Origin of the sequence: Nocardia sp. NPDC019219, assembly GCF_040632645.1 — a bacterium.
Lineage (GTDB): Bacteria > Actinomycetota > Actinomycetes > Mycobacteriales > Mycobacteriaceae > Nocardia > Nocardia sputorum.
In genome coordinates this window covers 244,445-270,478 of sequence record NZ_JBEYCG010000002.1, presented here as the reverse complement: position 1 = coordinate 270,478, position 26,034 = coordinate 244,445, and the positions used below count along the sequence as shown (strand labels likewise).

Sequence of the window (26,034 nt, the reverse complement as noted above, 5' to 3'; positions counted from 1 at the left end):
CCACCGACAGGTCAGGTCGAGACGGTGACCGCGCCGGTGGTGTCGATCTCGGTGCGGCGGTCTCGGTCGGACGCGGTGGCCAGGACGGTGGCCAGGATGCGCCGGCCCGCGGGGAGGATGCGGACGGTGACCGAGCCGTCGTTCGCGGCGTCCAGTTCGCGGGTGGCGGCGTCGATCACTTGCCTGCGCACGTGATGCGGCACGCCCGCGAAGCCGCCGTCGTCGAGCAGGATCACCTCGACGCCGCGGGAGCGAGCGCCCCGAGCGGCGCTGCTGAGTTGATCGGTGGCCAGCTGCGGAGCCCGGAGGCCGTCGCGCAGTTCGGCTTCCAGGAGCCTGCATTGCTCCCGCTCCGCCGCGGTGAGTTCCGCGCCGTCGGCGATGCGTTCCAGGATCGGGCGCGCCACCGCGTCCAGCCGGGCCAGCTGACGGGTGCGTTCGGAGTTCTCCGCCGCCATCGCGGCCTCGGCGGCGGCGCGCATGGCCGCCTCCTCGCGCAGCAACCGCAGCGAACGTTGGGTCGGCCGCATGATCGCCGCGAACAGGGAGACCCCCGCCACCGTGGCGACCGGCACGATCGAACCGACGACGACGCCGATCCGCAGCCCGGCCACCACGCCGACCACGGCGATCACCACGCCGATGCCGGCGACACCGAGCCAGGCGGCGGCCAAGCGTCCGCGCAGCACCAGCACGGCGAGCACATACGACGCGGCGAACGCCGTCCACACCTGCTTGGACCAGCCGTGTTCGACGTCGAACGAGGTCAAGGTCGTGGCCAGCGGCCCGGACGCGGCGACGAACACGGTCGCGGCCCAGGGCAGCGGATCGGTAGGTACCACCAGTACGACGACACCGGCCAGCGCCAGCACGACCAGCGCCGCGACGGCGGCGGCCACCGGCGATTCCGAGAAGTTCCGGATCATGTACAGCACGATGGTGGCTTCGAGCACGACCAGGAACAGCCAAGCCGCGCGGTCGCGCAGCCCGAGCAGATCGCGCAGCCCGAATTCGGTTTCCGGCTCAGCCATTCCCGCCCCACACCAGCGTCACGGTTGTTCCCTCACCAGGTTCGGATTCCACGAACCCCGCGCCACCGGCGAGCTGACGCATGCGGCCGAGGATGCTCACCGAGATGCCGAGCCGATCGACGGGCACCGCGCTCAGGTCGAAACCCGCCCCGTCGTCCCGGAATACCACCCGGATTCCCCCGGCGCTGATCGTCACTGTGACGGTGCGGCGCACCTCCCGCCCGGCGACGGTGGCGTGCCGCAGACTGTTGCGCACGGCCTCGGCCAGCGCGGCCGCGATCGTGCTGGCTGCGTCCACCGGCAGGTGCAGATCGTCGAACCCGGCCCAGCGCCGTGTGGTGAACCTGATGCCGGGATTCACCTCGTGGACGGCCGAGCGGAGGAACCCGATCGCGGATTGCGCGTCCAAGCGGTCGGGTTCGGTCTCGGCCACCCGGCACTCGTCGAGTTGTTCGAGGGTGCGTTCGGCCTGGCGGCGCAGCACCGGCGATTCGGTCCCGGCTCGCGAGGCGTCCAGCAGGGTGGACAGCACCGCGTCGTGGATCAGCGCGGCGAACCTCGCGCGTTCCCGCTCCCGGGCCGCCGCGCCCGCGACCGCCGCCGCGCGGCTGCTCTCGATCGCCGACTCGCGATCCACGCGCGCGGCCGCCGCTCTGGCATAGACCACGCACCACAGGAACAGCGCGCTCAACCCGGCCGCTCTGGCGAAATCGCCGAGCAACGCGAGCGCGGTGGTCTCCCGCAGCACGACCAGATTCGCCAGGGCGCTGAACGCCGCGCCCACCACCAGATACGTCACGGCGAACGGCGGCCGCCAAGCGAGCACAGCCGCGAGCACACCCAGCGCCAGCACCCGGTACAGCCAGACCGAAGCCGCCCCTTCGGAATCCGGCACAGCGTATGCCACGGGGACCACCGCCATCGCGCCGAGGAAACTCATCGCGGCCGCACCGGCCACCCGTTGGATCACGCGCCGGCTCATGCCGACCGAGACGACCGCGAGCACCGGGAACAGCCCGAACGCCAGCACCACCTCCACCACCGTCCAGCGGACGGGCACGAAGCGGCTCTGATCGGCGATCTCGGGCAACTCGACGATCGCGGCGATCACCCCCGCGATGCCGATGGCGAGCCCGAACCGCCGCAGGATGCGATCGGCGGCTCCTTCGGAGGCTTTCTCCCTGGACAGCGCCACGACTCCGCGGCGCCAACGGCTCGCGCGCGGCCGGTCGAGCGGGAGCGAGCGAGAGTGCGACGGGGTGTCCAGCATGCTGGACGCGATCATCCGCGCGGCTGCCGCTCGGGGACCGGCAGCCAGCCGTCTTCCACCGCCCGCTTGTACAGGTCGGTCTTGGTCGGCGCCGGACGGCCGGCGTCGGCGTACTTCTGGCGGATCCGGCCGAGATAATCGTTGACCGTCTGCTCGGACAGACCTGTCAACCGCGCGACCCGGGATGCCTTCTCCCCGGACGCGTAGAGCGTCAGCACTTCCTCCTGACGCGGGCTCAGGCCCACGTCGGACAGTTGCGGATCACCGTCGATGGCGGCCGCCCAGTCGGTGGTGACGACCTGCTCTCCGCTGGCCGCGCGGCGTACGGCGGCGACGACGGTCGGCACGTCCTCGGATTTGCGCACCACACCCAAGACACCCGCACGCGCGGCGGCGCGCACCAGGAAGGCGTTGTCCGCACCCGTGAAGACCAGTACCTCCATGCCGCGGCCACGCAGGGCGCGCACGTTGTCCTCGGGTGAGGATCCGTCGGCCAGCCGCAGATCCAGCACCACCAGATCCAGCGGCGGCGCGCCGTCGGCCGCGGCCAGCAGTTCCGGCACGGTGCCCGCGGTCAGCACCAGATCGAGATCCGGCTCCGGCGCCAGCATCGCGGCGAGACCGATCGCGACCGATTCGTGGTCCTCGACCAGTCCGATTCGGCGCGGGGCGTTCTCGTTCCCTTCGGCCCAGGTCACCTGGCTCTCCCATCCCGAGCTACTCGTCCACATCCCCACCGCGACAACAACCGCAGACAGTATGCCGGGCAATGGTGCGCGAGGGTCAGACACCAGAATTCGGGGGCCTCAGGTCATGAGCCCGGCCGCGAGCGTGGCCCCGAGTTCCCAGCATCGCTGCAGGTCGTCCTTGCCGGGCGAGCCGGAGATCACGACCGCGGCGGCGGCCTGCTCCCAGCCGAGCCCGGTGGTGATGCGCACCACGCCGCGCTCGGCGCCCTCGGTGCCTTCGTTGCCGTGCAGGTACAGGCCGTACGGCCGACCGCGTGTGGAATCCAGACACGGGTAGTAGATCGTGTCGAACGCGTGTATTTACGTCCTAAACTACCCTACTATGACGCCCCCGCTCAGAGCCCTGATCTATGTCCGTGTGAGCAGCGACAACGCCGGTGGCCGCTCCGTCGAGGAGCAGGAGGCCGAATGCCGCGCGGTGTGCGAGCGCAATGGCTGGCCAGTGGAGGCGGTGTTCTCCGACAACGACCGCTCCGCCTCCCGCTACGCCACGAAGGACCGGCCGGAGTACGCCCGGCTCAAGAAGACCCTCACGCCCGGCGACGTGCTCGTGACCTGGGAGGCGTCACGGGCTCAGCGTGAACTCGGCCGGTATGTGGAGCTGCGGGACCTGTGCGCCGAGCTGGGGGTGTTCTGGTCCTACAACGGCAAGTTGTTCGACCTCACCAAGGGCGACGACCGGTTCGCGACCGGGCTGGATGCTCTTCTCTCCGAGAAGGAAGCCGACCAGATCCGGGACCGGATCATGCGTGCCCACCGCGCCAACCTCGCCGCCGGACGGCCCCACGGCCGCGTCCCCTATGGCTACCGGGTCGCCACCGAGACCGACGCGAACGGCCGGGTCCTGCGGAAGTGGTGGGAGCCGGAGCCCATCCAGTCCGCCCTCATCGCAGAGGCAGCCCGCCGCGTGCTCGACGGCCAGTCGTTCGGCTCTACGGTGCGCTGGATGGAGACCAAGGACCCGCGCGGGTGGGACTCCGCGAAACTCCGTCGCCTACTGGTGAATCCGACGCTGGCCGGTTTCCGCACCCACAGCGAGGTCGTCAACGGCAAGCGCGGCCGGGGCGTCATCCACGGCAAGGGGACGTGGGAGGCAATCCTCACCGAGGACCAGCACAACGACCTCGTGGCGCTGTTCGCCGCCCGCAAGTCCGGGCCGCGTGGGGTGCCGGTGAAGTATCTCGCCTCCGGCATCGCGACCTGCTCTGTCTGCAAGGAACCCGTCTGGCGGCGCTGGGGCGGGAAGTCGAAGGTAGACGGCCGGAAGTGGCCGGTGTACGGCTGCAAGAAGATGTGCGTCGCCCGCACACAGGACATCGTGGACGACGCCGTACACGCCGTGGTGGAGGGCATCCTGACCACCCCGGAGGCTCTGGAGGCTCTGGCCGAGGCTCCCGCGACCGACCCCACCGCCGGAGTCCGGCTGGCCGAACTGCGCCGCCAGCTGGAGGAAGTGGAGACGGAGATAGCCGAGGGACGAATGCCCGCCGCGACGGGTGCCCGTGTAGCGACCCGGCTCGAAGCCCAGATCACCGAGGCCGAAGCCGCCGCCGCGCCGACGTTCATCGACCCCGCCGTCAAAGCCCTGGCTACGGCACCCGATCCGGTCAAGATGTGGCGGGGGCTGGACCTGGTCGCGCAGCGCGAATTCATCAAGGCGGTGTTGGTGATCGAGATCGAGCGCATTGGCAAGGGCCGCTGGGCCGACAAGCGCAAGGGCATCAACATCACGCCCCGCTCACGCCCCGCTGCCTGATTCACCACCGACCAACGGCCCGGCCGGGAGCTATCCGGCCGGGCCGTGGCGTGCTCGGGCCGCACACCCCAACCTCCTAGACTGGAGGCGTCGGATCGGTTCGAACTCCTATCGCGATCGGCAGAGCGTCCCCAGCCCGAAGCAGTGGGCGCTCACACCTCGGCCCCCGCCGCCCAGAGCTGCGGGGGCCGTTGCTGTGTCGGGGTCCGTGCACGGCCAGCGCCTACCGTCTGCCCCAGGGCGCGGCGCTCTGCTGCGGTAGTCGGTCACGCCGCGCCCCGAGCAGACGCCCGGCCGGAGAGCTTGGGAATGGCCTTGTGATAGACCCGGCCGGGTGTCCGCGCTCCCCTGGTCCTGCGCGGCCCGCTCGTAGCGTCGGCGGCAACCCGATCAGGAGGACAAGGCCATGACCACCGTGACCACTGCCGCGAACCCGCTGCCCGTCGTCTACGAAGCGCCGCCGCTGCCCACTCAGGGATACGGCCTCTACGCCGCCGCGACGCTGTTCGACACCACAGGACCGACCAGGGAGCTGCTGGCGGGTATCGACCTGTACCCGTACAACTGCGACAGCGGAATCGGCACCTACTCCACCGAACTCTGCGACGACGACCCGGCGGTCAAGGCGGCGGGCGAGCGCGGCGCACCGCTGCAATTCGATCCCATGGTGGTCTGGGCGGCGTCGGAGTGCCGGACCGACCAGACGGAGGCGGAGGTGATGGCGCGGGCCGCGCACACGCGCCGCCTCCACGAGCCGATGCTGGTGGAATCCGCCTTCGGCGCGCGGCTGCTGTCCGATGCCGGAGCGCCGACCGTCGTGCCGGACCTGGCTACCGCGATCGGCACCCTGGAGGACTTCCTGGGCGAGCAGGGATACGCCGGGTACATCCACGCCTCCCGGCGCTGGGCGGTCCAGGCGGGCAACCTCAAGGCGACCAACGGCTCCCCGCAGCTGCGGACGAACATGGGCAACACGTGGGTTTTCGGCGGCGGCTACGCCTCCGCGCTGGGGAACACCCTGGTGGCTACCGGCTCGCTGTTCGTCTGGCGCGCCCCGGTCTTCGAGCAGGTGGTTACCACCGGCTCCCACAGCGTCCCGGCGTACAACAACACGGTCTACGCGCTCAGTGAGCGGGTGGTGACCGTGGGATACGAGTGCGCGCTGATGGCTGTGACGATCGACCCGACTCCCTGACGGAGCGGGACCTACTGCCCTGGGTCGGTCACGGTCACGGAGACCGTCATCGTCTCGCTCAGCAGGGTGCGCGGGTCGTCTATCCCCAGGAGATCGGCCAGCCGCTCTACGGCTCGCAAGGTGAGATTCCGCTGTCCGCGCTCCAGCGTGCCCATGTAGGTCCGGTGCACGCCCAGGGCGTCGGCGAACGCCTCCTGACTCAGGCCACGCGCTATCCGGATGGCGCGCACGTTGCGCCCTACTGTCCGCTGAAGATCACCTTCCATGATGCTGGACAGAGTGCCTGGCCGAATCCTCCGAGGTCTACATACGTTTCAGTCTCCATACCTATATGAGACGGAAGCCGTGCGTAATCGTGTCCTCTGAAGGAGACTTATAGGTGTTCATAAGATAACCGGAGGACACCATGACCCAGGACATAGCGAACCAGCCCAGAGCGCTCGGATGGATAGACGTCGACCTCTCACCCAGCGTCGAGTGGGACCGGGCGGGGGTGGAGCGGCTGGCGCGGAGGCTCGGCTACCGGCTGATCTGGCCCGATGAGATATCGGTACTGCCGGTCTCGGCACAGGTCCGGAACATCGGGGCCGACGCCGTGCTCATGCCCTCCCCGGACCACCTGGACGAGGCGGAGCTGCACAGGGTCCAGGAGATCGCCCACGTGGAGACCGTGAACCCCCGGGAGAGCTTTCCCCGGCGGTCGGTGTTTGCCGAGGATGTCCTGTGATCGCGCTCGGGTGGGCGGCGGTGATCGCGCTGCCCCTCGGGGTGCTGGCCTGGGCGATGTGGTGGCCGGAGCGCATACCGCCGGAGCGCAGCGTGGAGGGCATCCGCGCGAGGGTGGAGCGGGAGCGCCAGGCCGCCGCTGCCGACACGGTGAGGCTGCGGCCGGTGAGGGGCGGGCGACCGGACCGAAGACCAGGGAGTAGACACAGCGCCGCCTGATCGAACCCGCACACAGACGAACGCCCCGGCCGGGAGCTATCCGGCCGGGGCGTTCGCGTTGATCAGGGTATCGCGTGCCTCAGCCCTCGGCGTGGTTCACCGCTGCCCCGCTCCGGCACGGCTACCGTCCGGGCCATGACGACGTAGGTCACAGCCCTTCAGTCGTGGGGCGCGGTCAACTCGACAAACTTCGGAAGTGGTAGGCAGCGCACATCCGGGGGCGATGCCTGGCACGCCGTCGCGTGGCCCGACCCCCAGGGGCGAAGCTGGAATGAGGTGGAGACGGTGTGTGGCAAGTCCACACGGGAGTACGCAATGAGCCAGGCTGACGCGGAGCCCACCGCCAGTTGGCCCCCTGGCGAGAACCCACACGGCACGATCTGCTCCACGTGCAGGAAGGCGGTTGCGAAATTCTGACCGGCTCGCTGCCCGCCGCCTAATCCTTGGCGGTCGTGGTGGTTTCACGGTCGAGAATCCGGCGGACGGTGTTCGCTTGCCACCGTCCGCCCCGCTTGGTGGGGATGCCCTCCGCCGTCAGCCGGTCGCATATCTGCCGGAGCGATCGACCCTCGGCGTGCAGCTCCCGCATCAGCTCCACCGCACGCCGCTCGGTCTCCTCGGCGGCGAGCGCGCCATGAGGGTTGCGCGGGTTGTCGGGGTCGGTGCGCCAACCGAAGGGGATGCTGCCCTCGGCGTGCCCACCCCTGGCGGCCTTGGCCTTGCGGCCGTCGCGCATCCGCTTGGCGATCATGCGCCGCTCCAGCCCGGAGAACACGGCCATCATCTCCCGCATCGCGGTCCGCATCGGGTCGTCCGGATCGTCCTTCGGGACCTCGCCGGTCGCGGTGTACATGACGCCGTTCCACCGCCACACCTCGGCGAGGATTGCTTCCTGGACCGTCACCGCGCGGGCGAGCCGATCCAGGTCGCGGACGATGATCCCTTCGGCGTCACCGGAGCGCACCACGCTCAGCGCGCAGTCGATCCCGGGCCGCTTCTCGGCGGGCAGCGCACCCGACAGGCCGTCATCCTCACACCAGCGGACGATCCGGTGCCCGTGTTTGGCAGCGGCGCGGCGCACCTGGGCCTTCTGATCGGCGAGCCGGTTGCCGTCGTTCTTCTCGGCGTTGCTGAGCCGCACGTAGCCGACAAGCCGCATGGCGTGGTCTCCTTGCAGGTGAATGGAACGCATCTACCTGCAATGTTACCAAACTGTCAGAATTAGTAACGGATGGGTGGGCCGGAGGCAGGCGGCGCACATCACCTGCCCCCGGCAGCGCGCCGCGTCACCCCAGGACGTCACTCCACGTCAAGCGCCGCCCATCCACGCTCGCGTCCCACCGCGTGCCCCGAGATGGGGTGGCCGGAGCACGGACGGGCGTCTGGTCCGGCAGGGGCGCTGCCGGATTGGGCTGCCCGGTCTGGTTGTCGGCGGCGGGCAGAGGAGGCCGTGCGCCCGGGAGCAGGTCCCCCGTGTTCGCCCAGGGCTCCCCGTCGTCCTCGATCAACTCCGGTTCGCTCAACGGCCTTCCCGTCTCGGGGCGAAGGCCCAGCAGCCGCATGTCTTCGTCCACGGTCGTGGTGAACGCTTCGTGATCCAGACCGACCGATTGCACCTGAAGCTTCTCCGGCATGGCGAGGCCGTGGAGCTTCACCCGGCGGTCGTGGATGCGCAGCCACAGTTCGATCGCCTTGAGGTCCCCGGCGACGACTCCCGGCGCGACCTTCCGCAGGGCGAGGTCCAGCCGGGAGTCCTCCAACTCCCTGTATTCGGCAGCGGCAGTGGACTCCCGGCGCTTCAGCACCGCATCCACCGCCCGGAAGGCACCTGTCCGGTCGGCGTACTTCAGCGTCTTCGCGATCTGGTCATAGGTCGCGCCTGCGATCCGCAGCTCCAGCGCCTTCGTCTGGCGCTCCCGCTCGTCCGGGGTGGCCTTGTCTGGTCCGTGACTCATCGCTGAGCCCTCCTTGTCTCGGTCACGCCGCCGGAGTGACGGCGAACGGGTCGATGCGGTTGCGGTACGCCCAGCGCACCATGTCGATATCCATCCCGGGCCGGACTCCCAGCGCGGCGTGAATCTCGGTGCGGGTCGCGAACCCCTGGGCGTGGATGCGCGAGGCCACGCGGCGAATCGCTGGCATGGTGAACCGGATATCGGCCTCGGCCTCGCGAGGGCGGCCGGAGGTCATCCCCTCCCGGTCCTGCGGCGTCGCCGAGGCGAATGCCTCCCTGACGGCGCTCTCCGGCGGGTGGTCACCGTGGATGAACAGCAGTTCGGCGAACGACCCAGCCCAGGCGATACCGGCGGTGCGCGCGGGGTCGTGGCCGTAGAAATCCACGCTGCCGTGCCCGGCCGACGCTACGCAGGCGGCGATCCGGCCACCCGCCAGCGCCGCCATCACGGCATGTCCCGCCTCGTGGACGGCCAGCAGCACGCGGCCGTATTCGTCGTCAGTCAGGTCGGCCAAGGTCAGGCGTGCCATGGGTTGCTCCCTTCGCGGTGGGTCTGGGTCTCCAGCCTGCGGATTGGTGATGCAGGGGCGCTCACTTCGCCGCCCTCTCCGCCTGAGCGGCCACGCGCGCGGCCTTCACTTCGGCAGAGGCCGTGGCCCATTCGGCGGCCTGGCGCGCCCGCAGCTCCTGCTGTTCGCGGGAGTGCCTGGCACGCAATGCGTTCATTGGGTCGGCCGCTGCCACGGCGGCCTGAGTCGGGGCCGGAGGCTTGGAACCCTCCCCCGCCTGGATCTGTCCGACGTGGGCACCCAGCGAGCGCCCGGCGTTGTCGATCGTGCGCAGCCGCTCCACGATGAACTCCGAGGTGTTCGCCGCTCCGGGCGCGCTGGGCGCGAGCGCAGCGCTCACGGGGTCGTCCAGCCCCCGGGCGGCCTCGGTCAGCATCCGCGCCCATTCCCCATCCACCACCGCCCCGGCGGACAGGGTGGCGGGCCAGTGCGGGACGGGCGCACGCACAGCCCGCGCGATCTCGGTCAGGGCCGCCGAGATCTCCGCGAAGGCGTCGCCGGTCGGCGCGGTCCAGCGGCCCGGCCGACGGTCGGAGGCAATGGCGGCCGACGCGCCACTCACCGCCTCCACCACCTCCGCCGACAGGCGCAGACGCTCGTCATAGACCACATTCAGGCGCTTACGCCGCCGCTCGCGCTGGACCTCCAGGGAATCGGCACGGTGATCGCGGGGACGCTGGTCGTACCGGCGCGGCCTCGGGAGATGGTTGTACCGGCGGTCGCTCATCCACTGAGGCTGGCGGGGCTGGTCTTCGTCCACGCGGGCGCTGAAGTCGGTCATGGTTCGTTCTCCTGTGTGTCTCGAAATGCCCTGGTGGACAGAGCTTTTAGTTACTCGGTTGACGATTTGTATGTGACTTAGGCCGCATTCCGCGGTGCCTATTTCCCCAGTTCAGGACGTTTCGGAGTCATCCTCCGCAGGCTCCAGGACAAGGGCGGTCGGCCAGCGGACCGTCCAGCGGGAGCCGCAGCACCCGCAGGCGTGCGCCGTGGTCACCGTCGCGCCGCCGCGCCAGGTGAAGGTGTGCGGCTCGGTCAGGCTGTCCGGCCGCCAGGCGGCGGTATGGACGCAGCGCGGGCAGTGCGCCGACAGCCAGTAGAACCAGGGGTCAACGACGGGCGGCGGAACGTAGGCCCCGCGCTCCGGCGCGGCCTCGATCTCGGTCATCATGGGGTCGCATTCCTTTCACGGCCCCCGATTGCTTGCCTGAGCGATCGGGGGCGCACTGCTTATGTCTCGGGGTTCCAGGCGCGCTCGGCCTGCGTCCGGGGCTCTACGTCGGCGGGCGGGTCGCTGCGGATCAGGGAGGCGAACGGGTGGCGCTGCCGGTCGATCTCGGCCAGATCTGGGGCCTTGAGCCGCCGTTGCCCCGGAGGCAGCGGGGCGCTCATGACGCAGCCCGCCGGTACGCCGCCACGGCCTCCAGCCGGACCGCGAATTCCGGGCCTACGGGGCACGGCCGCAGCTCCAGCACGCGCCGCGCAGCCTCCGCGAGGGCATGACGCTGCGCGATCGGGCAGGGACCGGGAGGCGGTGGGATGGGGCCGGGGGGCGAACGTCAGCGAGGGACGCAACGAGGTGGTCACTGGGTCACCTCCGCTGCCAGCTGAGCCAGCGCCCACGCCTTGCCCTCCGGGTCACGCCGCCGTATGGGTCGAAGTCCCGCGCCGCCCAGCAGTTCCGGTTGTCGGACCCGTCCGCGTGGACGAACAGGTCCGCGTTCGGCGCGTACCAGGTCGGCCGACCGCACACCTCACATGGTGTGAAGGGCTCGGCGGTGGGGGTCTCGATCTTCGTCATTCCACAGCTCCAATCGGGTGGGGCGTTGAGGGGTCAGGGTTGATGTGCGCGGCTCACCACGGCTCCCCGATTTCGGGCACGAATGGATATGTCTTCCAACGGATTCCGTGCCTTGTGCACCACTCTCGGGAGACCCCCTATTGCGGTCCGGGAACCGTGGTCCGTCCGTCCGGCCCCCTATAGGGGCCGGGCCGCACGGCCGGAACCACTCGCAGCGGAGCGGTGGAAAAATGGCCGGAACGGGCCGGAACTTCGCGAAAACATGGGTTGAGCTGTGCATATGTTCCGGCCACGGAGTTGCGGCCGGAACCGGCCGGAACGGCCAGAACTCATAACGCACGGACCACCCGAAAATCGGACTTCCACCGTCTGACCTGCGGCTATGTTTCGGCCGAAAATCCCGGCCGAAACTCTTCCCGGAGCGGCCCCCGGAAACGGTCCAAATCAGCATCGGATCACCCCTCCAGAACCCGGCGGCGGGCCGTCTCCCCGACCGTCGCGAAGCTGTCCAGAGGGTCGGGCTGCGGCACAGCTCGCCACGCCTGACGGGTCTTCGCGGTGCCCTCGTCCCGCACCAGCCCGATTTCCTCCAGGTGCTTGGTGGCCGTGCGCGCCCGCTTGTCCGGCAGTCCGGTCACGTCCACGATCACGGAGGCGGCGCATCCGGGGTTGTCCCGGATCGCCTTGAGGACCAAGTCCGCGTCGGCGCTCAATGCGGTCCGCCGCTGCTCGGCCTTGACCTCGGCCACGGTCTCCAGGCTGAGGCGGTGGTCACTGCCCAGGATCAACCGCGCGGGCTCGATGCTGACGCCATAGCGTCCGAAGGCAGAGAACAGACGCGGGGTGTCTGCGGCGGGCATCCCGTCCATCTCGATCCGGCACAGCACGTCCGGGGAGTCCTCCAGTGAGCTGTGCCCCCGTGCGCCGCGCTCGGAGTCCTTGCCCAAGTGGTGAATGATCAGCAGCCCGGCTGCACCGCACTCCAGCGCCAGAGAGCGCAGCCCGGACATCACGTCCTTGACCGTGTCGTCGTTCTCCGAGATGCCCAAGGAACCGAACAGGGCATACAGGCAATCGACCACGATCACCGAGCCCGGCGCGATCTGCGCGGCCCAGCGCGCCCGGACCTGCGGCACCCGCACGTCGAAGGTCCGCTCCACGCCCCGAATGGAGCGGAGGTTGATCCGGCCCAGGTTGGCCATCCCCATGTACTCCATGTGAAGCAGGTCCGGCGGCATCTCCGTGTCGATCAGCACCACTTCGGCCGCCGGGTCCAGGTGCGTGCTGTACCGGCCGAAGGATGACCGGCCGTCCAGCAGCGAATCCGCCAGTTCGCGGACCACTGTGGACTTGCCCGCCTTGCGCTGCGCGAACAGACCCAGCACCCCGCCGACCGGCCACAGTCCCTCCACCAGCCACGTGACGGGGCTGGGCGTGTAGGTCGTCAGGTCGATCCGCTCCGGCACCGCCAGGCTCTCCGCTGCCCGCTCGGCGGCAATGAGCAGTGACTGTGCCCGGACCTCTCGCGTATCGGCGTCGGCAAGCGAGCGGCTGCGCAGGGTGAGCGCGCGGACCGCCTCCGGGGTGAGGTAGCGCAGCGCCCTCAACTCGGCCTCGGTCGCGCCTGCCTTCATCGCCTGTTCTCCCGTAAAGAACAGCAGCGGCAAGGAATTGGGCTTGATCGGGAGCATGTTGTTGCGCGTGATTGCGGTGGACAGCACGCGCTCCCATTCCGACCGCCGGGGGTCCAGCGTGTCAGCGGCGTAATAGGTCCCGCTCCACTCCACCACCCGGCCCACCCGCGCTACCTTTTCGCGGGCGGCTGCTGCCTCCAGAGAGGGCGTGACCTCCGCCCCGGTAGCGCGGAGGGCGGCGTGCGGCAGCCAGTCGAGTTCGGTCAGCGCCGTTGCTTCCAGGTCCGCCGGGGTGGTCCCTACCTCCGCGTAGTCCTTGCACAACACCGCCCACCCCTCCGGCCCCAGGATTTCGGCCAGCGGCGCGTCCGGATTGCCGCCGACGGCAGTGATTCCGTCGGCGGCATCCTCTCCGGACACATAGCCCGGCGCGGTAGACTCGATCTCGGAATTCATGGGGTTGATCCCTTCTCTGGCCGGTCTCCGAGGTGAAGCGGAGACCGGCCGTTTCATGTGCCGAGGACGCTCTGATTCGCCAGGCGTCCAACGGATTACGTGCTTTGTGGACAGGCGAAGGTCAGGCAGCCGACGTTGCCCGAGCGTTGTGCTCGTTCCAGGCCGACCGCATGACGCGGTAGATCTGCGCGATGTGGCTCGGGGTCAGGACGTGCGCCGCCAGCGCGACTTCCGACAGCAGCACCGCCGCCACCTCGCTCACGCCGACAACCTGAGCCCGGCCGGAAGCGGCGCTGGCCGACGAACGGGCCTCGCCCCGGGGACGGGTTGGGGCGGCCACCGTGATGCCCGGGAGCGCGTCCAGGTCCACCCGGATAGCTCCGCCGGGCGTCAGCCGCATATGCGGGAGGCTCCCGTCATGGACACGCCGCCGGATGGTGGCGACTGAGCAATTCAGCAGCGCCGCTGCCTCCTTCAGGCTCCCCGTACGTGGGCTGGAGGTGTTCATACCTGCACTCTGGCGAACAGGGGTGCAGACCTCTGGAGTGCTCATTGCGGCAGCCGGGATGGTCGTGCTCGTCATGATCACACCGCCGTCCGGCCGTCCAGAGTGCCCGCGAGGGACAACAGGACTTCGCCCGCCCGGCGGAGGTCGGCCGGGGTGAACTGGGCCAGCTGGGCGGCGACCCAATCGGGGTCGGCGGAGCGCGCCGGAGCGGCAGGGGCAGTGGGCATCCCGGAGGCGGAGGTGGTCCGGGCGCGAACCCAGGCGTCCACCTCGTCGGGGAGGAACCTCAAGCGGCGGGCGAGCCGATGCGCCGGAAGACCCTCTTCGGCGACGTAGCGGTACACGGTGTCCACCGTGACTTCGAACCGCTTGGCGATATCGGTGGTGGAGAGATAGGGGCTGGTGCCGGACATTGTGCGGAACTCCCAGGGTGAGTGGGTGATTCCGCACGCTCCCCTGAGCCGACCAGCCTCCGCGCCTGGTCTCTGGGTCTACGTGCGAGGAAGACGCTCAGCGTCTCCCTGCGCGGCTTGCGGCATCTCCACTCCGCCTGCCGGGTCCCTGTCTGTAGGTCCCGGTGGTTCGTTCCGTGGAGTCGCCCCAAACTCCTTGCGGGGGTTAATCATCGCTTGGGACGTGGTCCCTACGATAGCCCCTGAACCGGCGTTGACCTAACTCTGAGACCCCTCTGATCAGGGATTTTGCAAAAGGGTTTACACAGCGCCAGGGCGACTTCGTACACACACCACGGCCGGGCCGTTGGTCGGTGGTGAACCGGGCAGCGGCGGTGGGTGTCTTCCACTCCAGCCGCCGCTATGTCGACTGGGGTTCCGCTTCAGCGTCGATCTCGGCCACGCTATCGGGCTCAAGAACGGGATTGCCGACGCTGTCGTCACCGCCATGGAATGCCTTGTGCGCGTCGAACGCAGCCATGCCGAATATACCCTCGCTCCGGTGTTCCTTCAGATATTCCTCAATGTCCTTACTCGTTGCACCCTCACGCAAACTTTTCGATATCTCGCGATGAAGAAGAAGAGGCAATCCACCAACATACTCGGCGTAGCTCGACTGCCAAAGCGACCGGTAAACCCGCATTTCCGGAGTCACAACGTAATCAGTGAACCAGGACTCGTCGCCGCGATTAAACTTCCATGCGAAGCGGCGCGGTGAGAGTGTCGGTCGGCGACCGGCGGCGGTAGCAGTACCACGAATAGTGAGTGTCCGACCGTGCTTCAGCTTCTGCGCCTGTGCACGTGCCCCAGGCCACAAATGGAACACCTGAGATACGGTCGCTCCGGCTTCGAGTCGTACGGAAGGCTGCGTGACGGCAGCCTCGCGATCGTCGTCCTTTGCGTGGAACAGCCAGGGTACGAAGGTCTTTCTACCCCTACGCCACCATTTCGTTTGCCCTACGTCCAGAGCGATGTTCTCAACCGAGACAGCCGCCCTGCCGATGTTCGTGACCCGCACACGAACGCACTCGATCCCGAAGTGATTCGCGACTGGAATATTCGAGTCGCGCATTACGCTTCCCCACGGCCTCCGCTGACGGCCAGATATCGCGCGAATCGTGCCCCACTCGTCATGGAACTCGAAAACAAGCTGAACTCGCAGCCTCGCGCCCGAGAGCCGATAAAGCGCTAACTGCCAGACCAAAGAGAAAAGCGAAACTGCCGCACTCGCAGTCGAGACAATAATTGCAATTGTTGCCTTATCCAAGTGGTGTCTCCATTAGTTGAGCGGCGATCGTCGCGCCGAGTTCCCAGCACGCCTCGATATCGGCCTTGGACGGAGGTCCCGAAACCGTCACGTACTCTGCCGCTTTCACCCAGCCCAGGCCGGTTGTGATCGAGGTGACGCCCTTTTCCGCGCCCTCGGTCCCTTCGTTGCCGTGGACGTACAGCCCGAACGGCCGTCCGCGCGTGGAGTCCAGGCAGGGGTAATAGATCGCATCGAAGGCGACCTTCAGCCCGCCGCTCATGTACCCGAGGTTCGCCGGGGTGCCGAGCACGTACCCGTCCGCCTCCAGAACATCGGTCGGCGTCACCGCCAGCGCGGCGCGGCGCACCACCTCCACGCCGGTAATCTCCGGGTCGGTCGCGCCGGAGATCACGGCCTCGAACATCGCCTGGCAGTGCGGCGAGGGAGTGTGGTGGATGATCAGGAGGCGGGTCACGCGGCGTTCTCCCTGGTCAAGCCGCCCTTTGATCTAGTACCCCGGTAAACGTGCAAATTATGCTTGAGCGCACCGCTCATGTAACCCAGGTTCGCCGGGCTGCCCAGCAGATATCCGTCGGCGGCCAGAACGTCGGGGGCGGTGACGGCCAGTGCGGCGCGGCGCACGACTTCCACACCTTCGATCTCGGGGTCGGTGGCCCCGGAGACGACGGCCTCGAACATCGCCTGCATATGCGGGGACGGCGTGTGATGGATGATCAGCAACCGGGCCACCCTGCGATGGTATCGGCCCGCGCGGCCGTCAGGCGGTGTCGCGCTCGTGCCGTTCCAGCGCGACCGCGCGGCGCATGGTCTCGCGGGCTCGGGTGCGGTCACCCGCGTAGTCGTAGGCGCGCGCGAGGCGGTAGGAGACGCGCCAGTTGTCCGGATCGGCCTCCCACTCGGCCTTGACCGTCGCGAACAACTCGTCAGCGGCCGCGCGCTGGATACGGCCGGACGGCAGCCGCGGTAATGCGGAGGTGTCGAGCTCGAGGCCCTCGTCGTGGATCCGCCGCGCCAGGTGCTGATGCGCCAGGGCCGCGCGCACGGTGGCCACGACGATCCAGACGCCCAGCAGCGGCAGGATGAGGACGCCGACGCCGATCACGATCGCCGCCACCTCGCCGGAACCGATCAGGCCGAGCGCGATCCGGCCCAGCAGCAGGAAATAGAAGCCGAGCACCAGGATCAGGGCCGCGATGAACGCGACCACCTTGACGACTTCTCCGCCGCCCTTGTGATCGTCCCGCTCCGAGCCGCTCACGGTCGCGCTCCATCGCGGCGCGGCTGCCGACGCTCGATCACAGATCCAGGAACGGGTCGAGCCCGACGGTGAGACCGGGCCGGTTCGCGATCTCCCGCACTCCGAGCAGCACCCCGGGGGCGAACGAGGAGCGATCGATCGAGTCGTGCCGGATGGTGAGCGTCTCGCCCTGCGTGCCGAACAGCACCTCCTGGTGGGCGACCAAACCGGCCAGGCGCACCGAGTGCACCCGCACCCCGTCCACGTCGGCGCCGCGGGCACCCTCCAGTTCGGTCGTCGTCGCGTCGGGACTGCGGTCGAGGCCCGCTTTGTCCCGGGCGGCGGCGATCAGTCCCGCGGTGCGGTAGGCGGTGCCGGACGGCGCGTCGGCCTTGTTCGGGTGGTGCAACTCGATGACCTCCACCGACTCGAAGAATCGGGCGGCCTGCTCGGCGAATCGCATGGACAGCACCGCGCCGATGGCGAAGTTCGGCGCGATCAGCACGCCGACCTCGGGACGCTCGGCCAACCAGCCGCGCACCTCCGTCAGCCGGGCCTCGTCGAACCCGGTGGTGCCCACCACCGCGTGAATGCCGTGCTCCACCAGGAACCGGAGATTCCCCATCACCACGTCCGGGTGCGTGAAATCGACGACCACCTGCGTATTCGCCGCGGTGAACGACTCGAGCGAATCATCCTTGTCGACGGCGGCGACCAGCTCCAGATCGCCTGCCGCGGTCACCGCCGCGCAGATCGCCTGTCCGACTTTGCCACGCGCTCCGAGCACTCCGACCCGAATGGTCACCGCACCTCCTCGTTCCGCTTCGGTCGGGATCAGCCTAATGGGCCGCGATCCCGCCGCCCGATCGTGCCCGGCGAAGAGGAGGCAACCACAGGATCGACGCGTTCGAACGCAGGCCGTGCGCCACCCGTCCTCGAACCCGCGGGCAGCCCGAGGGCGGCACGACGATGAGCGAAAGTGCCTATCGCGCCGGCTGTGGTTCACCGGCCTCCGGACTCGTAGCGCCACCGAGGTTGGCGACCATCCGTCGGAGTATCCGCACGGTCTCGGCGAATTGCTCGTCGGTGATGCCCTCCGCCAATTGCCTTCTGCGTTCGCCGATCCGGACGAAGGCCTCGTCGTGGGCGACTCGGCCCTCGTCGGTCAGCGACAGCATGCCCGCGTCGTCGGCGACCAGCCCGTCGGCGAGGAGTCCGGCCAGTTCGGTGGGCCATTCGGAGTCGTCGGTCCAGAAGGTGTCGAGCGCGTCACGGATGTCGTCGGCGCGCTGCGGTCCGTCGGCCAGCGAGTGCGTCACCTGCCAGCGCCTGCGATTGAACCCGCCCGAGGCGAGATCTTCGTCGAAGCGCTCGTTGATCAATCGATCGAGCTCCACGAGCCAATATCCGATGCCGCGACGGATGGCCATAACCACTCTCCTGAATATGCCTATGAACAAGTACATGTATTCTTGCATATGAATTTCGGGCATGACAGAGTGAACGAATGGACGAGCACGACGCGATCACCGTCGCCGTGGAAGCGGCGATGGTCCGGATCCGGCGCAGGCAGACGCGGGGTGCGCTGAGCGACGGCGCTATTCCCGTCGCCGTGTTCCGCGCGCTCGACGCCGTGGCCGACGGCGCGGCCGACACGGTCGGCGCGCTCGCTCCCGCCCTCGGCGTCGATCAGCCGAGGGCCAGTCGCCTGGTGGCCCAGGCGGTGTCCTCCGGCCTGCTGGAACGGGTCGCCGATCAGCGCGACGGACGGCGTTCGGTCCTACGCCTGACCGCAGCGGGACATCGGGCGGTGGCCGAGGCCAGGGCGGGCAGGCGCGCCGCCATGGCCGAGGCGATGGCGGACTGGACTCCCGCCGAGCGCGCCGAGTTCGCCCGTCTCCTCGCCCGTTTCGTCGACGGGCTGGACCGCCCCACCGGATGAGCGACGTGACGCGCCGGCGAACCGAGGATTCGGCGGCCGGGGTCAGTCGAAGACGATGACCTGGCGCAAGGCGTGGCCTGCGGCGAGTTCGTCCATGGCACGGTTGATCTCGTCGAGCCCCACATGCGCCGAGACGAGCCGCTCCACCGGCAGCCGTCCCGACCGCCACATGCGGACGTACTCGGGAATGTCCCGGGACGGCACCGCGGAGCCGAGGTAGCTGCCGACGATCGAACGTCCCTGCGCGACCAAGGCCAGCGGCGAGATAGCCGCCCGGGCATCGGGCGCGGGCAGTCCGACGGTGACGGTCGTGCCCCCGGGCGCGGTCGCGGCGACGGCGGTCTCGAACGCGCGGACGTTGCCCGCCGCCTCGACCACCACCTCGGCTTGCACCCCGAGCTCGGCGACCTCGGCCGGGGTGTAGGCGGCGTGCGCGCCTAGCTCCCGGGCGAGAGCGAGTTTGTCCGCCACGGTGTCGACCGCGATCACCTCGTGCCCCTCGGCGGCGAGCGACACCGCCACCAGCACTGCCGCCATACCCACACCGCCCAGGCCGACGACCATGATCCGGTCCCCGGTGCCCGGACGCGCCGAATTGAGCAGGGCACCGCCGCCGGTCAGCACCGCGCAGCCGAGCACCGCGGCCACCTCGGGCGGCACGTCGTCGTCGACCGGCACCACCGACCTGCGGTCCACCACCGCGTGCGTGGCGAAAGCGGAGACGCCCAAGTGGTGGTGCACCTCGGCGCCGTCACGGAACAGCCGCCGCCCACCGTTGAGCAACTCACCGGCGTTGTTGGCGGCACTGCCGGGCACGCACGGGGTGCGCCCGTCGGTCGCGCACCCCGCGCACTCGCCGCACCGCGGCAGGAAGGTCATGACCACGCGCTGCCCGACCGCGATATCGCCGTCGCCGGGGCCGAGCGCCTCCACCCTCCCCGCCGCCTCGTGGCCGAGCAGCATGGGCACCGGGCGGACCCGGTTGCCGTCCACCACGGACAGGTCCGAGTGGCACAGGCCCGCCGCCTCGATCCGGACCAGCAGCTCACCGGGCCCCGGCTCGCGCAGCTCCAGATCGCACACGGTGATCGGCGCCGACTCGGCGAACGGCGCCGGCGCCGCGATCCGCTCCAGGACCGCTCCACGAATCTTCATTCCGCCGACGCTACCGCCCGGGGGCGTCCGCACCCACCGCAGTGGCCGCACCGGTCTGGCTATCGCACTGTTCGCAACGGCCGCCATCGGTCCGCGTCACGCCGCGGTGTGCAGCGGTCACGCCACGCCGCGCGTGGGCCTGCGTACGATGCCGCGCGTGGGTGTGAATGTGGTCGATGCGGTCGAGCGCTTGCACGCCGACCTGGGGACGTGGCTCGGGTCGGAGGCGCCGGTCGAGGTGTTCGAGCGGTTCGCGGCGGCGCAACACGAGCGGTTCAGCATGGTGACGACCGACGGCGAAGTGCTCGGGCGCAGCTCCTTGCTCGCGGGCGTCCGTGGTGCGCGAAACGCCGTGCCCGGCTTGACCATCGAGGTGTCCGAAATCGAAGAACTCTCCAGGTCCGGCGATATCGCGGTAGTGCGATTCCTGGAGACGCACCGGGCCGCGGGAAACGTCACTCGTCGTCGGGTCACGGCCGTGCTGACGACCGAGGATCCAGGTGCGGTTCGCTGGCTGACGGTGCACGAAACCGATACGGCACCGGCCTGACCATTCCCAGCATGGGAAACGCGCACGCGGCGCCGGCGCCAGGTCTGCCGGACAATTCCTGCCTTGTTCTCGGACGCTGCCACACGGCGACGCACCGGGGGATGACGTGGACTCGAGGAGGTCGGTGCCGGTGGATCGGTGGGAACGCGACGGTCTGCGCTCCGCCAACAGCGGAATCCGCAATCAGGTGGACTACATCCTGGACGCGCTCGCCGAGCAGCGCACCCACCTGGCGCAGGTGCGCGACGAGCTGGCCGCGGTGCGGTGCACCGCCGAGTCGGCGGACAAGCTGGTGGCGGTGACCGTGGACGCGGCGGGCGTCCTCGTCGACGTGCGATTCGCGCCGGCCGCCTTGCGCGGCACACCGGAACAGCTGGGCCGCGCGGTGACCGAAGCGGGCAGGCAGGCGGCGCGGCTGGCCCGCGACCAGCACGCGGCGATCATCGCCCCGCTCGTCGCCGACGCCGAAGCGGTGCCCGACCTGCCCGATCTCGTCCCGGGCGCACCCAGCCTGCGTGCGGTGTGGGAGCCGACGGACAACTCGGCCGGCTAGCGCGCTCGGCATGAGCCGTGCCTCCTCGCCGGACGGGACGGCCCGGGGCGATCCGGACCGACTCGACCGGCGAGGAAAGCACGTACACCCCGAATTCTCCTGCGCTGCTGGATGTTTCGGAGTGGACGAGGTGGGTGGTTCTCGAGTGTCGGCACATGGCAGCTACCTCCGTTCGGGTGGGCAGCCCTCGGCTGCCGGAAGGATGGACGAGGGGGTCAGTACAGCTTCGCGAGGAACGCCGAAAGGTTCTCGCGCACCCGCTCGACCTTCTCTTCGGGCGTGAGATCCTCGCGGTACCGGCTTCCGAGCGCCGGCCGCTTCTTGTTCCGCGCGTACAGCGAGCAGGCGAGGTCAGTGCACATGTAGGTACCGACCGAGTTGCCCCGGCGCCCGGACTCGCCGGCTTTGTGCGCGGTCATCAGCGAGACTCCGCCGCCGGTGTGGGTGGTCAGGCAAATCGTGCACATCTGCGCCCGGCCGGTGCCGCCGGTGGCGTACCGCAACGCGACGCCGACCAGGCGGTCGTCCTGCGGGACGACCAGATAGCCGCGTCCCGGCAGCGACGGATCGCTCCAGCCGAGGAAGTCCAGATCCGCCCAGGGCCGCTCGTCCAGGTCCCTGGGCACGGGTAGCCGCTTGGCGTCTCCTTTCGAACAGTTGACGAACGACGATCTGATGTCGCGTTCGGTGACAGGTTCCATGAGGGAGATCTCCTTCGGTCGATCGGTGTACAAACCGAAGCGACGTTACGGTCCCGCCGTGCCGGGAACAACGGAATTTCCCGTGCTCTCAGCACTGCGCGCGGCCCGCTCGTCGGCACCGAATGCTCCTGGCGTGGAGTGGGTTTCGGGACCGGCACGGCGGGTATTCGCCGCCAGCGGGAGGTGTGAGTGTGGCGCAAAACTTGCAGAAGAGGTTCGCGGCACGACGCCGGCTGCGCAGCCCGGCCGATCTGCCGGGACGGTCGTGGTGGGGTGTGGTCACCCGATCGGTCGGCGAGTTCCAGCGCGACAATCTCACCGACTGGGCCGCGGCATTGACGTATTACAGCGTGCTGTCGCTGTTTCCGGGCTTGATCGTGTTGACCGCCGGACTGGGCATGCTGGGACGCGACGACACCCGGGCGCTGGTGGACACCCTTCGCGAGATCGGGCCGGGCGGCGGGACAGATCTACTCGTGGACGCGGTGAACGGCATCGAGGAGGCGCAGACCCCGGCCGGACCGCTGGCGTTGGTCGGGTTGGCGTCGGCGCTGTGGACCGCGTCCGCGTACATCGGGGCGTTCATGCGCGCGACCAACGCGATCTACGACATCCAGGAGGGACGGCCGATCTGGAAGACCGTGCCGGTGCGGGTGGCCCTGACCGCCGCGGTGGTGGTCCTGCTGGGCGTCTGCACGGTCGGCGTGGTCGTCAGCGGTTCGCTCGCCGACCAGGTCGGCCGCTGGCTCGGGCTCGGGCAGGCGACGATCACGGTGTGGGGCATCGTCAAGTGGCCGGTGATGATGGCGCTGATCAGCCTCGTCTTCGCCCTGCTGTATTGGGCGGCGCCCAACGTGCGACAGCCGGGATTCCGGTGGCTGACCCCGGGCAGCGCGCTGGCCGTGGTGCTCTGGGCAGGCGCGTCCTGGGGATTCGCCTTCTATGTCGGTCACTTCGGCTCCTACAACCGGGTCTACGGTTCCCTGGGTGGCGTCGTCGTCTTCCTCGTCTGGCTGTGGATCTCGAATATCGCGGTCCTGTTGGGCGCGGAACTGGACGCCGAGCTGGCTCGAGCGCGCAACATCGCCCACGGCCATCCGGAAGATGCCGAACCCTATCTGCCGCCGCGCGACGATCCCGACGAATGATCAACGGCCGCAACAGATTCGCACCGCGATCGCGCCGGTGGCGCAGCCTCCTGCCGACCATCCATAGCGTTTGAGCGGGACCGGGAGCGGTAACCCGAAGCCCGTCTGGATCGGTATTCGGAGAGGACTCCCATGGCTGAGCACGCTGAACACACCGTCCCCGAACCCGCGACCATGCCCTCGGATGTCAGTGGGAAGTTGTCGGTATTCGACCGATTCGCGACAGCGGCCAGCGCACTGGCCTCCAAGGCGGGATTCTTCGTCTTCTGTGTGCTTCTGGTCCTGGTCTGGGCGCCGACGATCTTCTTGCTACCGAGCGTGGACACCTGGCAGTTGGTCATCAACACCGCGACGACGATCATCACGTTCCTGCTCGTCGCGCTACTGCAGAACACGCAGAGCCGCTCCGACGCCGCGGTCCAGCAGAAGCTCAACGCCGTCGCCGACGGATTGGCCGACCTGATGAGCGAGCTGAGCGCCGAACACCCGGAACTGCGGCGTCACCGCCAGGAACTCACCGAAGCCGTGGGGCTGGAGAATCGGGAGAGCGCCGGATGATCGGCGCGGAGGCCGGTGGCGCCGCATGCGGCCGGCCTCCGCGTGTACCGATGCGTCATGGTTGCCCGGGCTCGGCGCTCTTGCCCGCCTCCCGGACCGCTTCCGCGAGCTCCCGGCGCAAACGCTCGGCGTTCGCTTCGTCGCCCGCGTCCTCCGCGGTGGTGATGTCCTGGCGCAACTGCGCGATCGTGTCCCGCGAAACCATAGGACCTCCTCGTCTCTGGGGACGGTTTCGTATGAGAGGGCGACCTGGCCCCCGTGGTCAGGGTGGCCGCTGAGGCGAGGACGAAACACTCACGAGCCCCCGGCGGATCGGGACGCGCTGTTCGACTCGGCTCGCCGCTCTTGTCGCGGGGATAGATTGGAAAGGTTCTCGGCGATTGGGTCCCGGCGCAGTGGGTACTCTCCGCTGCGGTGTGACCGGGATTCGAATCGCCGGCACATCCCCTACCTGGCCGAACGACAGCGGTTGTGGCCAGTCCGTACGCCGAGCAGCGTGGCTCGGACAACCTCGACGACGTGCCGGGTGGGATGCCGTATCCGACAGAGCAGGAGTGTCGCCGCGATGGAGTCATTGGCCTTCCACAGCGACAGTTTGGGTGATACCGAGCGGTTCCTCAATCGCAACTACACCAGGATGCGGATCGGCAACAGCACCGGTGTCCCCGTCCGGACGGACATCACCCGGACGATGCTCGGTCCGGTCAGCCTGGACGACCTCGAACTGAGCTTCGACATGCGGTACGACGCCCAGCCGCTGGGCAAGATATGCCTGTGCCAGGTCGACGCGGGGACGATCGAAGAGAACTACGCCGACGGCACGACCGACTTCTTCCAGCCCGGTGAACTCGGGCTGCTCACTCCGCCGGATCTGCCGTATTCCGGGGTGGTCCACCACGCTCGCTACAGCATCACGATGTTCGATCCCGCGCTGCTGACCCAAGTCGCGGCCTCGGCCCCGGACCATGACCTGGAACCGGTCCGGCTGACGGGTCATCGGCCGGTGTCACCGGCCGCCGCGCGCCACCTCTCCGGCGTCCTGGAGCACATGCGCGGTCTCGCCGCCGACCGCACGGTACGCGAGCAGCCGCTGATCACCTCCACGGCCGCGCAGTACCTGGCCGCCACCGTGCTGCATGCTTTCCCGAGCACCGCGCACACCGATCCGACGGCGCACGACCGCAACGACGCCCACCCCGACACGGTGCGACGCGCGCTGGCCTACCTCGAGTCGCACCTCACCGAGGACATCACCGTCGCCGACATCGCCGCGGCCTCCTATGTCACCGTCCGCGCACTGCAACTGGCGTTCCGTCGCCATCTCGACACCACACCCATGGCGTATCTGCGGCGGCTTCGCCTGCGCGCCGCGCACGAACAGCTGCGCGACTGCTCGTCCGACGACGGCCACACCGTGACCTCGATCGCCGCGGCGTGGGGCTTCGCTCATCCCGGACGGTTCGCCAGCGCGTACCGCGAGGCGTACGGCAGATCTCCCCATACGACTCTCATCGCGTAGCCCGCCGCGCCTCGAGCTCACGAGGGCGCCCGAGGGCTGCACGAGACAGCGACGATCAGTCGCGCAGGGCACGCTCCCGAAGGTCGGTGAGGGTCCGCGACAAGACGCGGGAGATATGCATCTGGGAGACGCCCAGCACGGCGGCGATCTGCGCCTGCGTACGCCCCTCGAAGAAGCGCATGCGCAGCACGAGCCGCTCCCGCTCGGGCAGCTCGGCGAGCAATGGAGCGACCGCGAGGGCCTCGTCGGTCAGGTCGTAGGAGGGATCCTCCTCGCCGAACGTCTCCGCGACGCGCACCGAGGCGCCGCCGCTGTCGTCGTCTTCGATGACCGCGTCGATCGAGTTCGTGGAGTAGGCGTTGCCTGCCAGCAACGCTTGGGTGACCTCGGTCAGGTCGATGTCGAGTTCGACCGCGATCTCCAGCGCGGTGGGCATCCGTTCCAATCGCTGGGAGAGCCGCTCCACCGCCGGGCCGATGGTCAACTGGATCTCCTTGATCCGGCGCGGCACCCGCACCGCCCAGCTGTGGTCGCGGAAATGGCGGCGTACCTCGCCCATGATGGTGGGTACCGCGAACGACAGGAAGGACGGTCCCCGCGCCGGGTCGAAGCGGTCGACCGCGAGCACCAGCCCCACGGCGGCGATCTGGTACAGATCGTCGTAGTTCTCCCCGCGGCCGACGAAGCGTCGGGCGATGTGCTCGGCCAGCGGCAGGCACCGGCGCATGATCGCTTCCCGCAGTCGCGGCCGTTCGGGATCGTTCTCGTCCATCGCGGCCAATTTCTCGAGCAATGGTTCGATGCCGTCGTAGCTGTCCGTTCCGCGCCGCGTCCGGCGCGGCGTGGCGGTCCTGCGGTTGGCGGTCGCGAGTGACATGAGCTTCCTCATTCCCCTTTGCAGCGGTCGCCGCGCTCGCCCGAGGGAGGGCGGCGACGATCGCCGTATACCGCCCGACGGCCGCGTCAAGCGTTCGTGGGCGGTCTTGTTCGTATTTTGGACGGGCGCCGGTGCCCGGATGCGTTCTCGGGATCGCCCGCCTGCCCGGAATGCCACCGAGACCGCGTCGCGCCACCGGAGACG

At 69.1% G+C, this 26,034-nt stretch carries 32 protein-coding genes and 2 pseudogenes; 10 read left to right on the top strand and 24 right to left on the bottom strand.

Features of this window, described 5'->3' with window-relative positions:
• Nucleotides 1–11: 11 nt before the first annotated feature.
• The 4 genes and pseudogenes from ABZ552_RS05665 to ABZ552_RS05650 form a co-directional block, all read right to left on the bottom strand.
• The gene (locus ABZ552_RS05665; protein ID WP_281878707.1) at nt 12–1,031 is read right to left on the bottom strand and encodes a hypothetical protein; all 1,020 of its coding nucleotides are present in this window, start codon (nt 1,029–1,031) and stop codon (nt 12–14) included.
• Entirely contained in the window at nt 1,024–2,301 is a 1,278-nt protein-coding gene (locus ABZ552_RS05660; RefSeq protein WP_281878706.1) for an ATP-binding protein, read from the bottom strand. Before ABZ552_RS05660 ends, ABZ552_RS05665 begins: the two co-directional genes overlap by 8 nt.
• Nucleotides 2,302–2,312: 11 nt before the next feature.
• Nucleotides 2,313–2,999: a response regulator transcription factor gene (locus ABZ552_RS05655; RefSeq protein WP_281878705.1), complete on the bottom strand. Its 687-nt coding sequence runs from the start codon at nt 2,997–2,999 to the stop codon at nt 2,313–2,315.
• A gap of 108 nt (nt 3,000–3,107) precedes the next feature.
• A pseudogene (locus ABZ552_RS05650) lies at nt 3,108–3,347 on the bottom strand (flavodoxin family protein); the annotation flags it as partial.
• A 25-nt stretch (nt 3,348–3,372) separates the two neighbouring features.
• Between ABZ552_RS05650 and ABZ552_RS05645 the strand changes: the two are divergent.
• Both ABZ552_RS05645 and ABZ552_RS05640 read left to right on the top strand, forming a co-directional pair.
• The gene (locus tag ABZ552_RS05645; RefSeq protein WP_357435788.1) at nt 3,373–4,806 is read left to right on the top strand and encodes a recombinase family protein; all 1,434 of its coding nucleotides are present in this window, start codon (nt 3,373–3,375) and stop codon (nt 4,804–4,806) included.
• A gap of 406 nt (nt 4,807–5,212) precedes the next feature.
• Nucleotides 5,213–6,001 (top strand): hypothetical protein, encoded by a 789-nt coding sequence (locus ABZ552_RS05640; RefSeq protein WP_357435786.1) that lies wholly within the window; start codon nt 5,213–5,215, stop codon nt 5,999–6,001.
• 11 nt (nt 6,002–6,012) lie between these two features.
• Here ABZ552_RS05640 and ABZ552_RS05635 read toward each other — a convergent pair whose 3' ends face one another.
• Nucleotides 6,013–6,267: a helix-turn-helix transcriptional regulator gene (locus ABZ552_RS05635; RefSeq protein ID WP_357435784.1), complete on the bottom strand. Its 255-nt coding sequence runs from the start codon at nt 6,265–6,267 to the stop codon at nt 6,013–6,015.
• A gap of 140 nt (nt 6,268–6,407) precedes the next feature.
• Here ABZ552_RS05635 and ABZ552_RS05630 point away from each other — a divergent pair, with 140 nt between their 5' ends.
• Nucleotides 6,408–6,728, top strand: coding sequence for a hypothetical protein (locus ABZ552_RS05630; RefSeq protein WP_357435782.1), 321 nt, complete (start codon nt 6,408–6,410; stop codon nt 6,726–6,728).
• Nucleotides 6,725–6,946, top strand: a complete 222-nt coding sequence (locus ABZ552_RS05625; RefSeq protein ID WP_357435781.1) for a hypothetical protein — start codon at nt 6,725–6,727, stop codon at nt 6,944–6,946. The genes ABZ552_RS05630 and ABZ552_RS05625 overlap by 4 nt, the downstream gene beginning before the upstream one ends.
• A gap of 436 nt (nt 6,947–7,382) precedes the next feature.
• On the opposite strand, the gene ABZ552_RS05620 is transcribed toward ABZ552_RS05625, so the two are convergent.
• The 15 genes and pseudogenes from ABZ552_RS05620 to ABZ552_RS05550 form a co-directional block, all read right to left on the bottom strand.
• Nucleotides 7,383–8,138 carry a recombinase family protein gene (locus tag ABZ552_RS05620; RefSeq protein WP_357435779.1) on the bottom strand — a complete coding sequence of 252 codons (756 nt, stop codon included), beginning with the start codon at nt 8,136–8,138 and terminating at the stop codon, nt 7,383–7,385.
• 94 nt (nt 8,139–8,232) lie between these two features.
• Nucleotides 8,233–8,901: a hypothetical protein gene (locus ABZ552_RS05615; RefSeq protein WP_357435777.1), complete on the bottom strand. Its 669-nt coding sequence runs from the start codon at nt 8,899–8,901 to the stop codon at nt 8,233–8,235.
• Between the two features lie 22 nt (nt 8,902–8,923).
• Nucleotides 8,924–9,430 (bottom strand): hypothetical protein, encoded by a 507-nt coding sequence (locus tag ABZ552_RS05610; RefSeq protein ID WP_357435775.1) that lies wholly within the window; start codon nt 9,428–9,430, stop codon nt 8,924–8,926.
• Between the two features lie 61 nt (nt 9,431–9,491).
• Complete coding sequence (locus ABZ552_RS05605; protein ID WP_357435773.1) at nt 9,492–10,250, bottom strand: hypothetical protein; 759 nt, start codon at nt 10,248–10,250, stop codon at nt 9,492–9,494.
• A gap of 111 nt (nt 10,251–10,361) precedes the next feature.
• Nucleotides 10,362–10,640 (bottom strand): hypothetical protein, encoded by a 279-nt coding sequence (locus tag ABZ552_RS05600; protein WP_357435771.1) that lies wholly within the window; start codon nt 10,638–10,640, stop codon nt 10,362–10,364.
• A 412-nt stretch (nt 10,641–11,052) separates the two neighbouring features.
• Entirely contained in the window at nt 11,053–11,220 is a 168-nt protein-coding gene (locus ABZ552_RS05595; RefSeq protein WP_357435769.1) for a hypothetical protein, read from the bottom strand.
• Between the two features lie 505 nt (nt 11,221–11,725).
• On the bottom strand, nt 11,726–13,360 hold the full coding sequence (locus tag ABZ552_RS05590) for an AAA family ATPase (RefSeq protein WP_357435767.1): 1,635 nt from the start codon (nt 13,358–13,360) through the stop codon (nt 11,726–11,728).
• A 121-nt stretch (nt 13,361–13,481) separates the two neighbouring features.
• On the bottom strand, nt 13,482–13,868 hold the full coding sequence (locus ABZ552_RS05585) for a helix-turn-helix domain-containing protein (protein WP_357435765.1): 387 nt from the start codon (nt 13,866–13,868) through the stop codon (nt 13,482–13,484).
• 77 nt (nt 13,869–13,945) lie between these two features.
• A complete protein-coding gene (locus ABZ552_RS05580; protein WP_357435763.1) occupies nt 13,946–14,281 on the bottom strand; it encodes a helix-turn-helix domain-containing protein in 336 nt (111 codons plus the stop codon).
• 400 nt (nt 14,282–14,681) lie between these two features.
• Nucleotides 14,682–15,392: a hypothetical protein gene (locus ABZ552_RS05575; protein ID WP_357435762.1), complete on the bottom strand. Its 711-nt coding sequence runs from the start codon at nt 15,390–15,392 to the stop codon at nt 14,682–14,684.
• Nucleotides 15,393–15,579: 187 nt separating this feature from the next.
• Nucleotides 15,580–16,044 (bottom strand): flavodoxin family protein, encoded by a 465-nt coding sequence (locus ABZ552_RS05570; RefSeq protein WP_357435760.1) that lies wholly within the window; start codon nt 16,042–16,044, stop codon nt 15,580–15,582.
• Between the two features lie 59 nt (nt 16,045–16,103).
• Nucleotides 16,104–16,319, bottom strand: a pseudogene (locus tag ABZ552_RS05565) (flavodoxin family protein); the annotation flags it as partial.
• Between the two features lie 28 nt (nt 16,320–16,347).
• Nucleotides 16,348–16,848, bottom strand: a complete 501-nt coding sequence (locus ABZ552_RS05560; protein ID WP_357435758.1) for a hypothetical protein — start codon at nt 16,846–16,848, stop codon at nt 16,348–16,350.
• A 37-nt stretch (nt 16,849–16,885) separates the two neighbouring features.
• Complete coding sequence (gene dapB / locus ABZ552_RS05555; RefSeq protein ID WP_281878700.1) at nt 16,886–17,632, bottom strand: 4-hydroxy-tetrahydrodipicolinate reductase; 747 nt, start codon at nt 17,630–17,632, stop codon at nt 16,886–16,888.
• A 178-nt stretch (nt 17,633–17,810) separates the two neighbouring features.
• A complete protein-coding gene (locus ABZ552_RS05550) occupies nt 17,811–18,257 on the bottom strand; it encodes a hypothetical protein (protein WP_357435756.1) in 447 nt (148 codons plus the stop codon).
• Between the two features lie 77 nt (nt 18,258–18,334).
• Between ABZ552_RS05550 and ABZ552_RS05545 the strand changes: the two genes are divergently transcribed.
• Nucleotides 18,335–18,769, top strand: coding sequence for a MarR family winged helix-turn-helix transcriptional regulator (locus ABZ552_RS05545; protein WP_281878698.1), 435 nt, complete (start codon nt 18,335–18,337; stop codon nt 18,767–18,769).
• 42 nt (nt 18,770–18,811) lie between these two features.
• On the opposite strand, the gene ABZ552_RS05540 is transcribed toward ABZ552_RS05545, so the two are convergent.
• Nucleotides 18,812–19,924, bottom strand: coding sequence for an alcohol dehydrogenase catalytic domain-containing protein (locus ABZ552_RS05540; RefSeq protein WP_281878696.1), 1,113 nt, complete (start codon nt 19,922–19,924; stop codon nt 18,812–18,814).
• 157 nt (nt 19,925–20,081) lie between these two features.
• Between ABZ552_RS05540 and ABZ552_RS05535 the strand changes: the two genes are divergently transcribed.
• Together ABZ552_RS05535 and ABZ552_RS05530 are read left to right on the top strand one after the other, a co-directional pair.
• Entirely contained in the window at nt 20,082–20,474 is a 393-nt protein-coding gene (locus tag ABZ552_RS05535; RefSeq protein WP_281878695.1) for a DUF4440 domain-containing protein, read from the top strand.
• 124 nt (nt 20,475–20,598) lie between these two features.
• Entirely contained in the window at nt 20,599–21,027 is a 429-nt protein-coding gene (locus ABZ552_RS05530; protein ID WP_357435753.1) for a YbaB/EbfC family nucleoid-associated protein, read from the top strand.
• Nucleotides 21,028–21,242: 215 nt separating this feature from the next.
• Here the strand turns inward: ABZ552_RS05530 and ABZ552_RS05525 are convergent, their stop codons facing one another.
• The gene (locus ABZ552_RS05525; RefSeq protein WP_281878693.1) at nt 21,243–21,728 is read right to left on the bottom strand and encodes an FBP domain-containing protein; all 486 of its coding nucleotides are present in this window, start codon (nt 21,726–21,728) and stop codon (nt 21,243–21,245) included.
• Between the two features lie 191 nt (nt 21,729–21,919).
• Between ABZ552_RS05525 and ABZ552_RS05520 the strand changes: the two genes are divergently transcribed.
• Together ABZ552_RS05520 and ABZ552_RS05515 are read left to right on the top strand one after the other, a co-directional pair.
• Nucleotides 21,920–22,876 carry a YihY/virulence factor BrkB family protein gene (locus ABZ552_RS05520; RefSeq protein WP_281878692.1) on the top strand — a complete coding sequence of 319 codons (957 nt, stop codon included), beginning with the start codon at nt 21,920–21,922 and terminating at the stop codon, nt 22,874–22,876.
• 132 nt (nt 22,877–23,008) lie between these two features.
• Nucleotides 23,009–23,434, top strand: a complete 426-nt coding sequence (locus tag ABZ552_RS05515; protein WP_357435751.1) for a low affinity iron permease family protein — start codon at nt 23,009–23,011, stop codon at nt 23,432–23,434.
• Between the two features lie 55 nt (nt 23,435–23,489).
• Here the strand turns inward: ABZ552_RS05515 and ABZ552_RS05510 are convergent, their stop codons facing one another.
• The gene (locus tag ABZ552_RS05510; RefSeq protein ID WP_281878690.1) at nt 23,490–23,639 is read right to left on the bottom strand and encodes a hypothetical protein; all 150 of its coding nucleotides are present in this window, start codon (nt 23,637–23,639) and stop codon (nt 23,490–23,492) included.
• Nucleotides 23,640–23,999: 360 nt separating this feature from the next.
• Here ABZ552_RS05510 and ABZ552_RS05505 point away from each other — a divergent pair, with 360 nt between their 5' ends.
• On the top strand, nt 24,000–24,953 hold the full coding sequence (locus ABZ552_RS05505) for an AraC family transcriptional regulator (RefSeq protein ID WP_281878689.1): 954 nt from the start codon (nt 24,000–24,002) through the stop codon (nt 24,951–24,953).
• 55 nt (nt 24,954–25,008) lie between these two features.
• Here the strand turns inward: ABZ552_RS05505 and ABZ552_RS05500 are convergent, their stop codons facing one another.
• Nucleotides 25,009–25,830 carry an RNA polymerase sigma factor SigF gene (locus ABZ552_RS05500; RefSeq protein ID WP_281878688.1) on the bottom strand — a complete coding sequence of 274 codons (822 nt, stop codon included), beginning with the start codon at nt 25,828–25,830 and terminating at the stop codon, nt 25,009–25,011.
• Between the last annotated feature and the right edge of the window lie 204 nt (nt 25,831–26,034).

Bases quoted from the DNA above. Each gene is read 5' to 3' on its own strand.
- ABZ552_RS05665 (WP_281878707.1), bottom strand. From the start codon at position 1,031: ATGGCTGAGCCGGAAACCGAATTCGGGCTGCGCGATCTGCTCGGGCTG.
- ABZ552_RS05660 (WP_281878706.1), bottom strand. From the start codon at position 2,301: ATGCTGGACACCCCGTCGCACTCTCGCTCGCTCCCGCTCGACCGGCCG.
- ABZ552_RS05645 (WP_357435788.1), top strand. From the start codon at position 3,373: ATGACGCCCCCGCTCAGAGCCCTGATCTATGTCCGTGTGAGCAGCGAC.
- ABZ552_RS05640 (WP_357435786.1), top strand. From the start codon at position 5,213: ATGACCACCGTGACCACTGCCGCGAACCCGCTGCCCGTCGTCTACGAA.
- ABZ552_RS05635 (WP_357435784.1), bottom strand. From the start codon at position 6,267: ATGGAAGGTGATCTTCAGCGGACAGTAGGGCGCAACGTGCGCGCCATC.
- ABZ552_RS05630 (WP_357435782.1), top strand. From the start codon at position 6,408: ATGACCCAGGACATAGCGAACCAGCCCAGAGCGCTCGGATGGATAGAC.
- ABZ552_RS05620 (WP_357435779.1), bottom strand. From the start codon at position 8,138: ATGCGTTCCATTCACCTGCAAGGAGACCACGCCATGCGGCTTGTCGGC.
- ABZ552_RS05615 (WP_357435777.1), bottom strand. From the start codon at position 8,901: ATGAGTCACGGACCAGACAAGGCCACCCCGGACGAGCGGGAGCGCCAG.
- ABZ552_RS05610 (WP_357435775.1), bottom strand. From the start codon at position 9,430: ATGGCACGCCTGACCTTGGCCGACCTGACTGACGACGAATACGGCCGC.
- ABZ552_RS05605 (WP_357435773.1), bottom strand. From the start codon at position 10,250: ATGACCGACTTCAGCGCCCGCGTGGACGAAGACCAGCCCCGCCAGCCT.
- ABZ552_RS05600 (WP_357435771.1), bottom strand. From the start codon at position 10,640: ATGATGACCGAGATCGAGGCCGCGCCGGAGCGCGGGGCCTACGTTCCG.
- ABZ552_RS05590 (WP_357435767.1), bottom strand. From the start codon at position 13,360: ATGAATTCCGAGATCGAGTCTACCGCGCCGGGCTATGTGTCCGGAGAG.
- ABZ552_RS05585 (WP_357435765.1), bottom strand. From the start codon at position 13,868: ATGAACACCTCCAGCCCACGTACGGGGAGCCTGAAGGAGGCAGCGGCG.
- ABZ552_RS05580 (WP_357435763.1), bottom strand. From the start codon at position 14,281: ATGTCCGGCACCAGCCCCTATCTCTCCACCACCGATATCGCCAAGCGG.
- ABZ552_RS05575 (WP_357435762.1), bottom strand. From the start codon at position 15,392: ATGCGCGACTCGAATATTCCAGTCGCGAATCACTTCGGGATCGAGTGC.
- ABZ552_RS05550 (WP_357435756.1), bottom strand. From the start codon at position 18,257: ATGGCCATCCGTCGCGGCATCGGATATTGGCTCGTGGAGCTCGATCGA.
- ABZ552_RS05545 (WP_281878698.1), top strand. From the start codon at position 18,335: ATGGACGAGCACGACGCGATCACCGTCGCCGTGGAAGCGGCGATGGTC.
- ABZ552_RS05540 (WP_281878696.1), bottom strand. From the start codon at position 19,924: ATGAAGATTCGTGGAGCGGTCCTGGAGCGGATCGCGGCGCCGGCGCCG.
- ABZ552_RS05525 (WP_281878693.1), bottom strand. From the start codon at position 21,728: ATGGAACCTGTCACCGAACGCGACATCAGATCGTCGTTCGTCAACTGT.
- ABZ552_RS05515 (WP_357435751.1), top strand. From the start codon at position 23,009: ATGGCTGAGCACGCTGAACACACCGTCCCCGAACCCGCGACCATGCCC.
- ABZ552_RS05510 (WP_281878690.1), bottom strand. From the start codon at position 23,639: ATGGTTTCGCGGGACACGATCGCGCAGTTGCGCCAGGACATCACCACC.
- ABZ552_RS05505 (WP_281878689.1), top strand. From the start codon at position 24,000: ATGGAGTCATTGGCCTTCCACAGCGACAGTTTGGGTGATACCGAGCGG.
- ABZ552_RS05500 (WP_281878688.1), bottom strand. From the start codon at position 25,830: ATGTCACTCGCGACCGCCAACCGCAGGACCGCCACGCCGCGCCGGACG.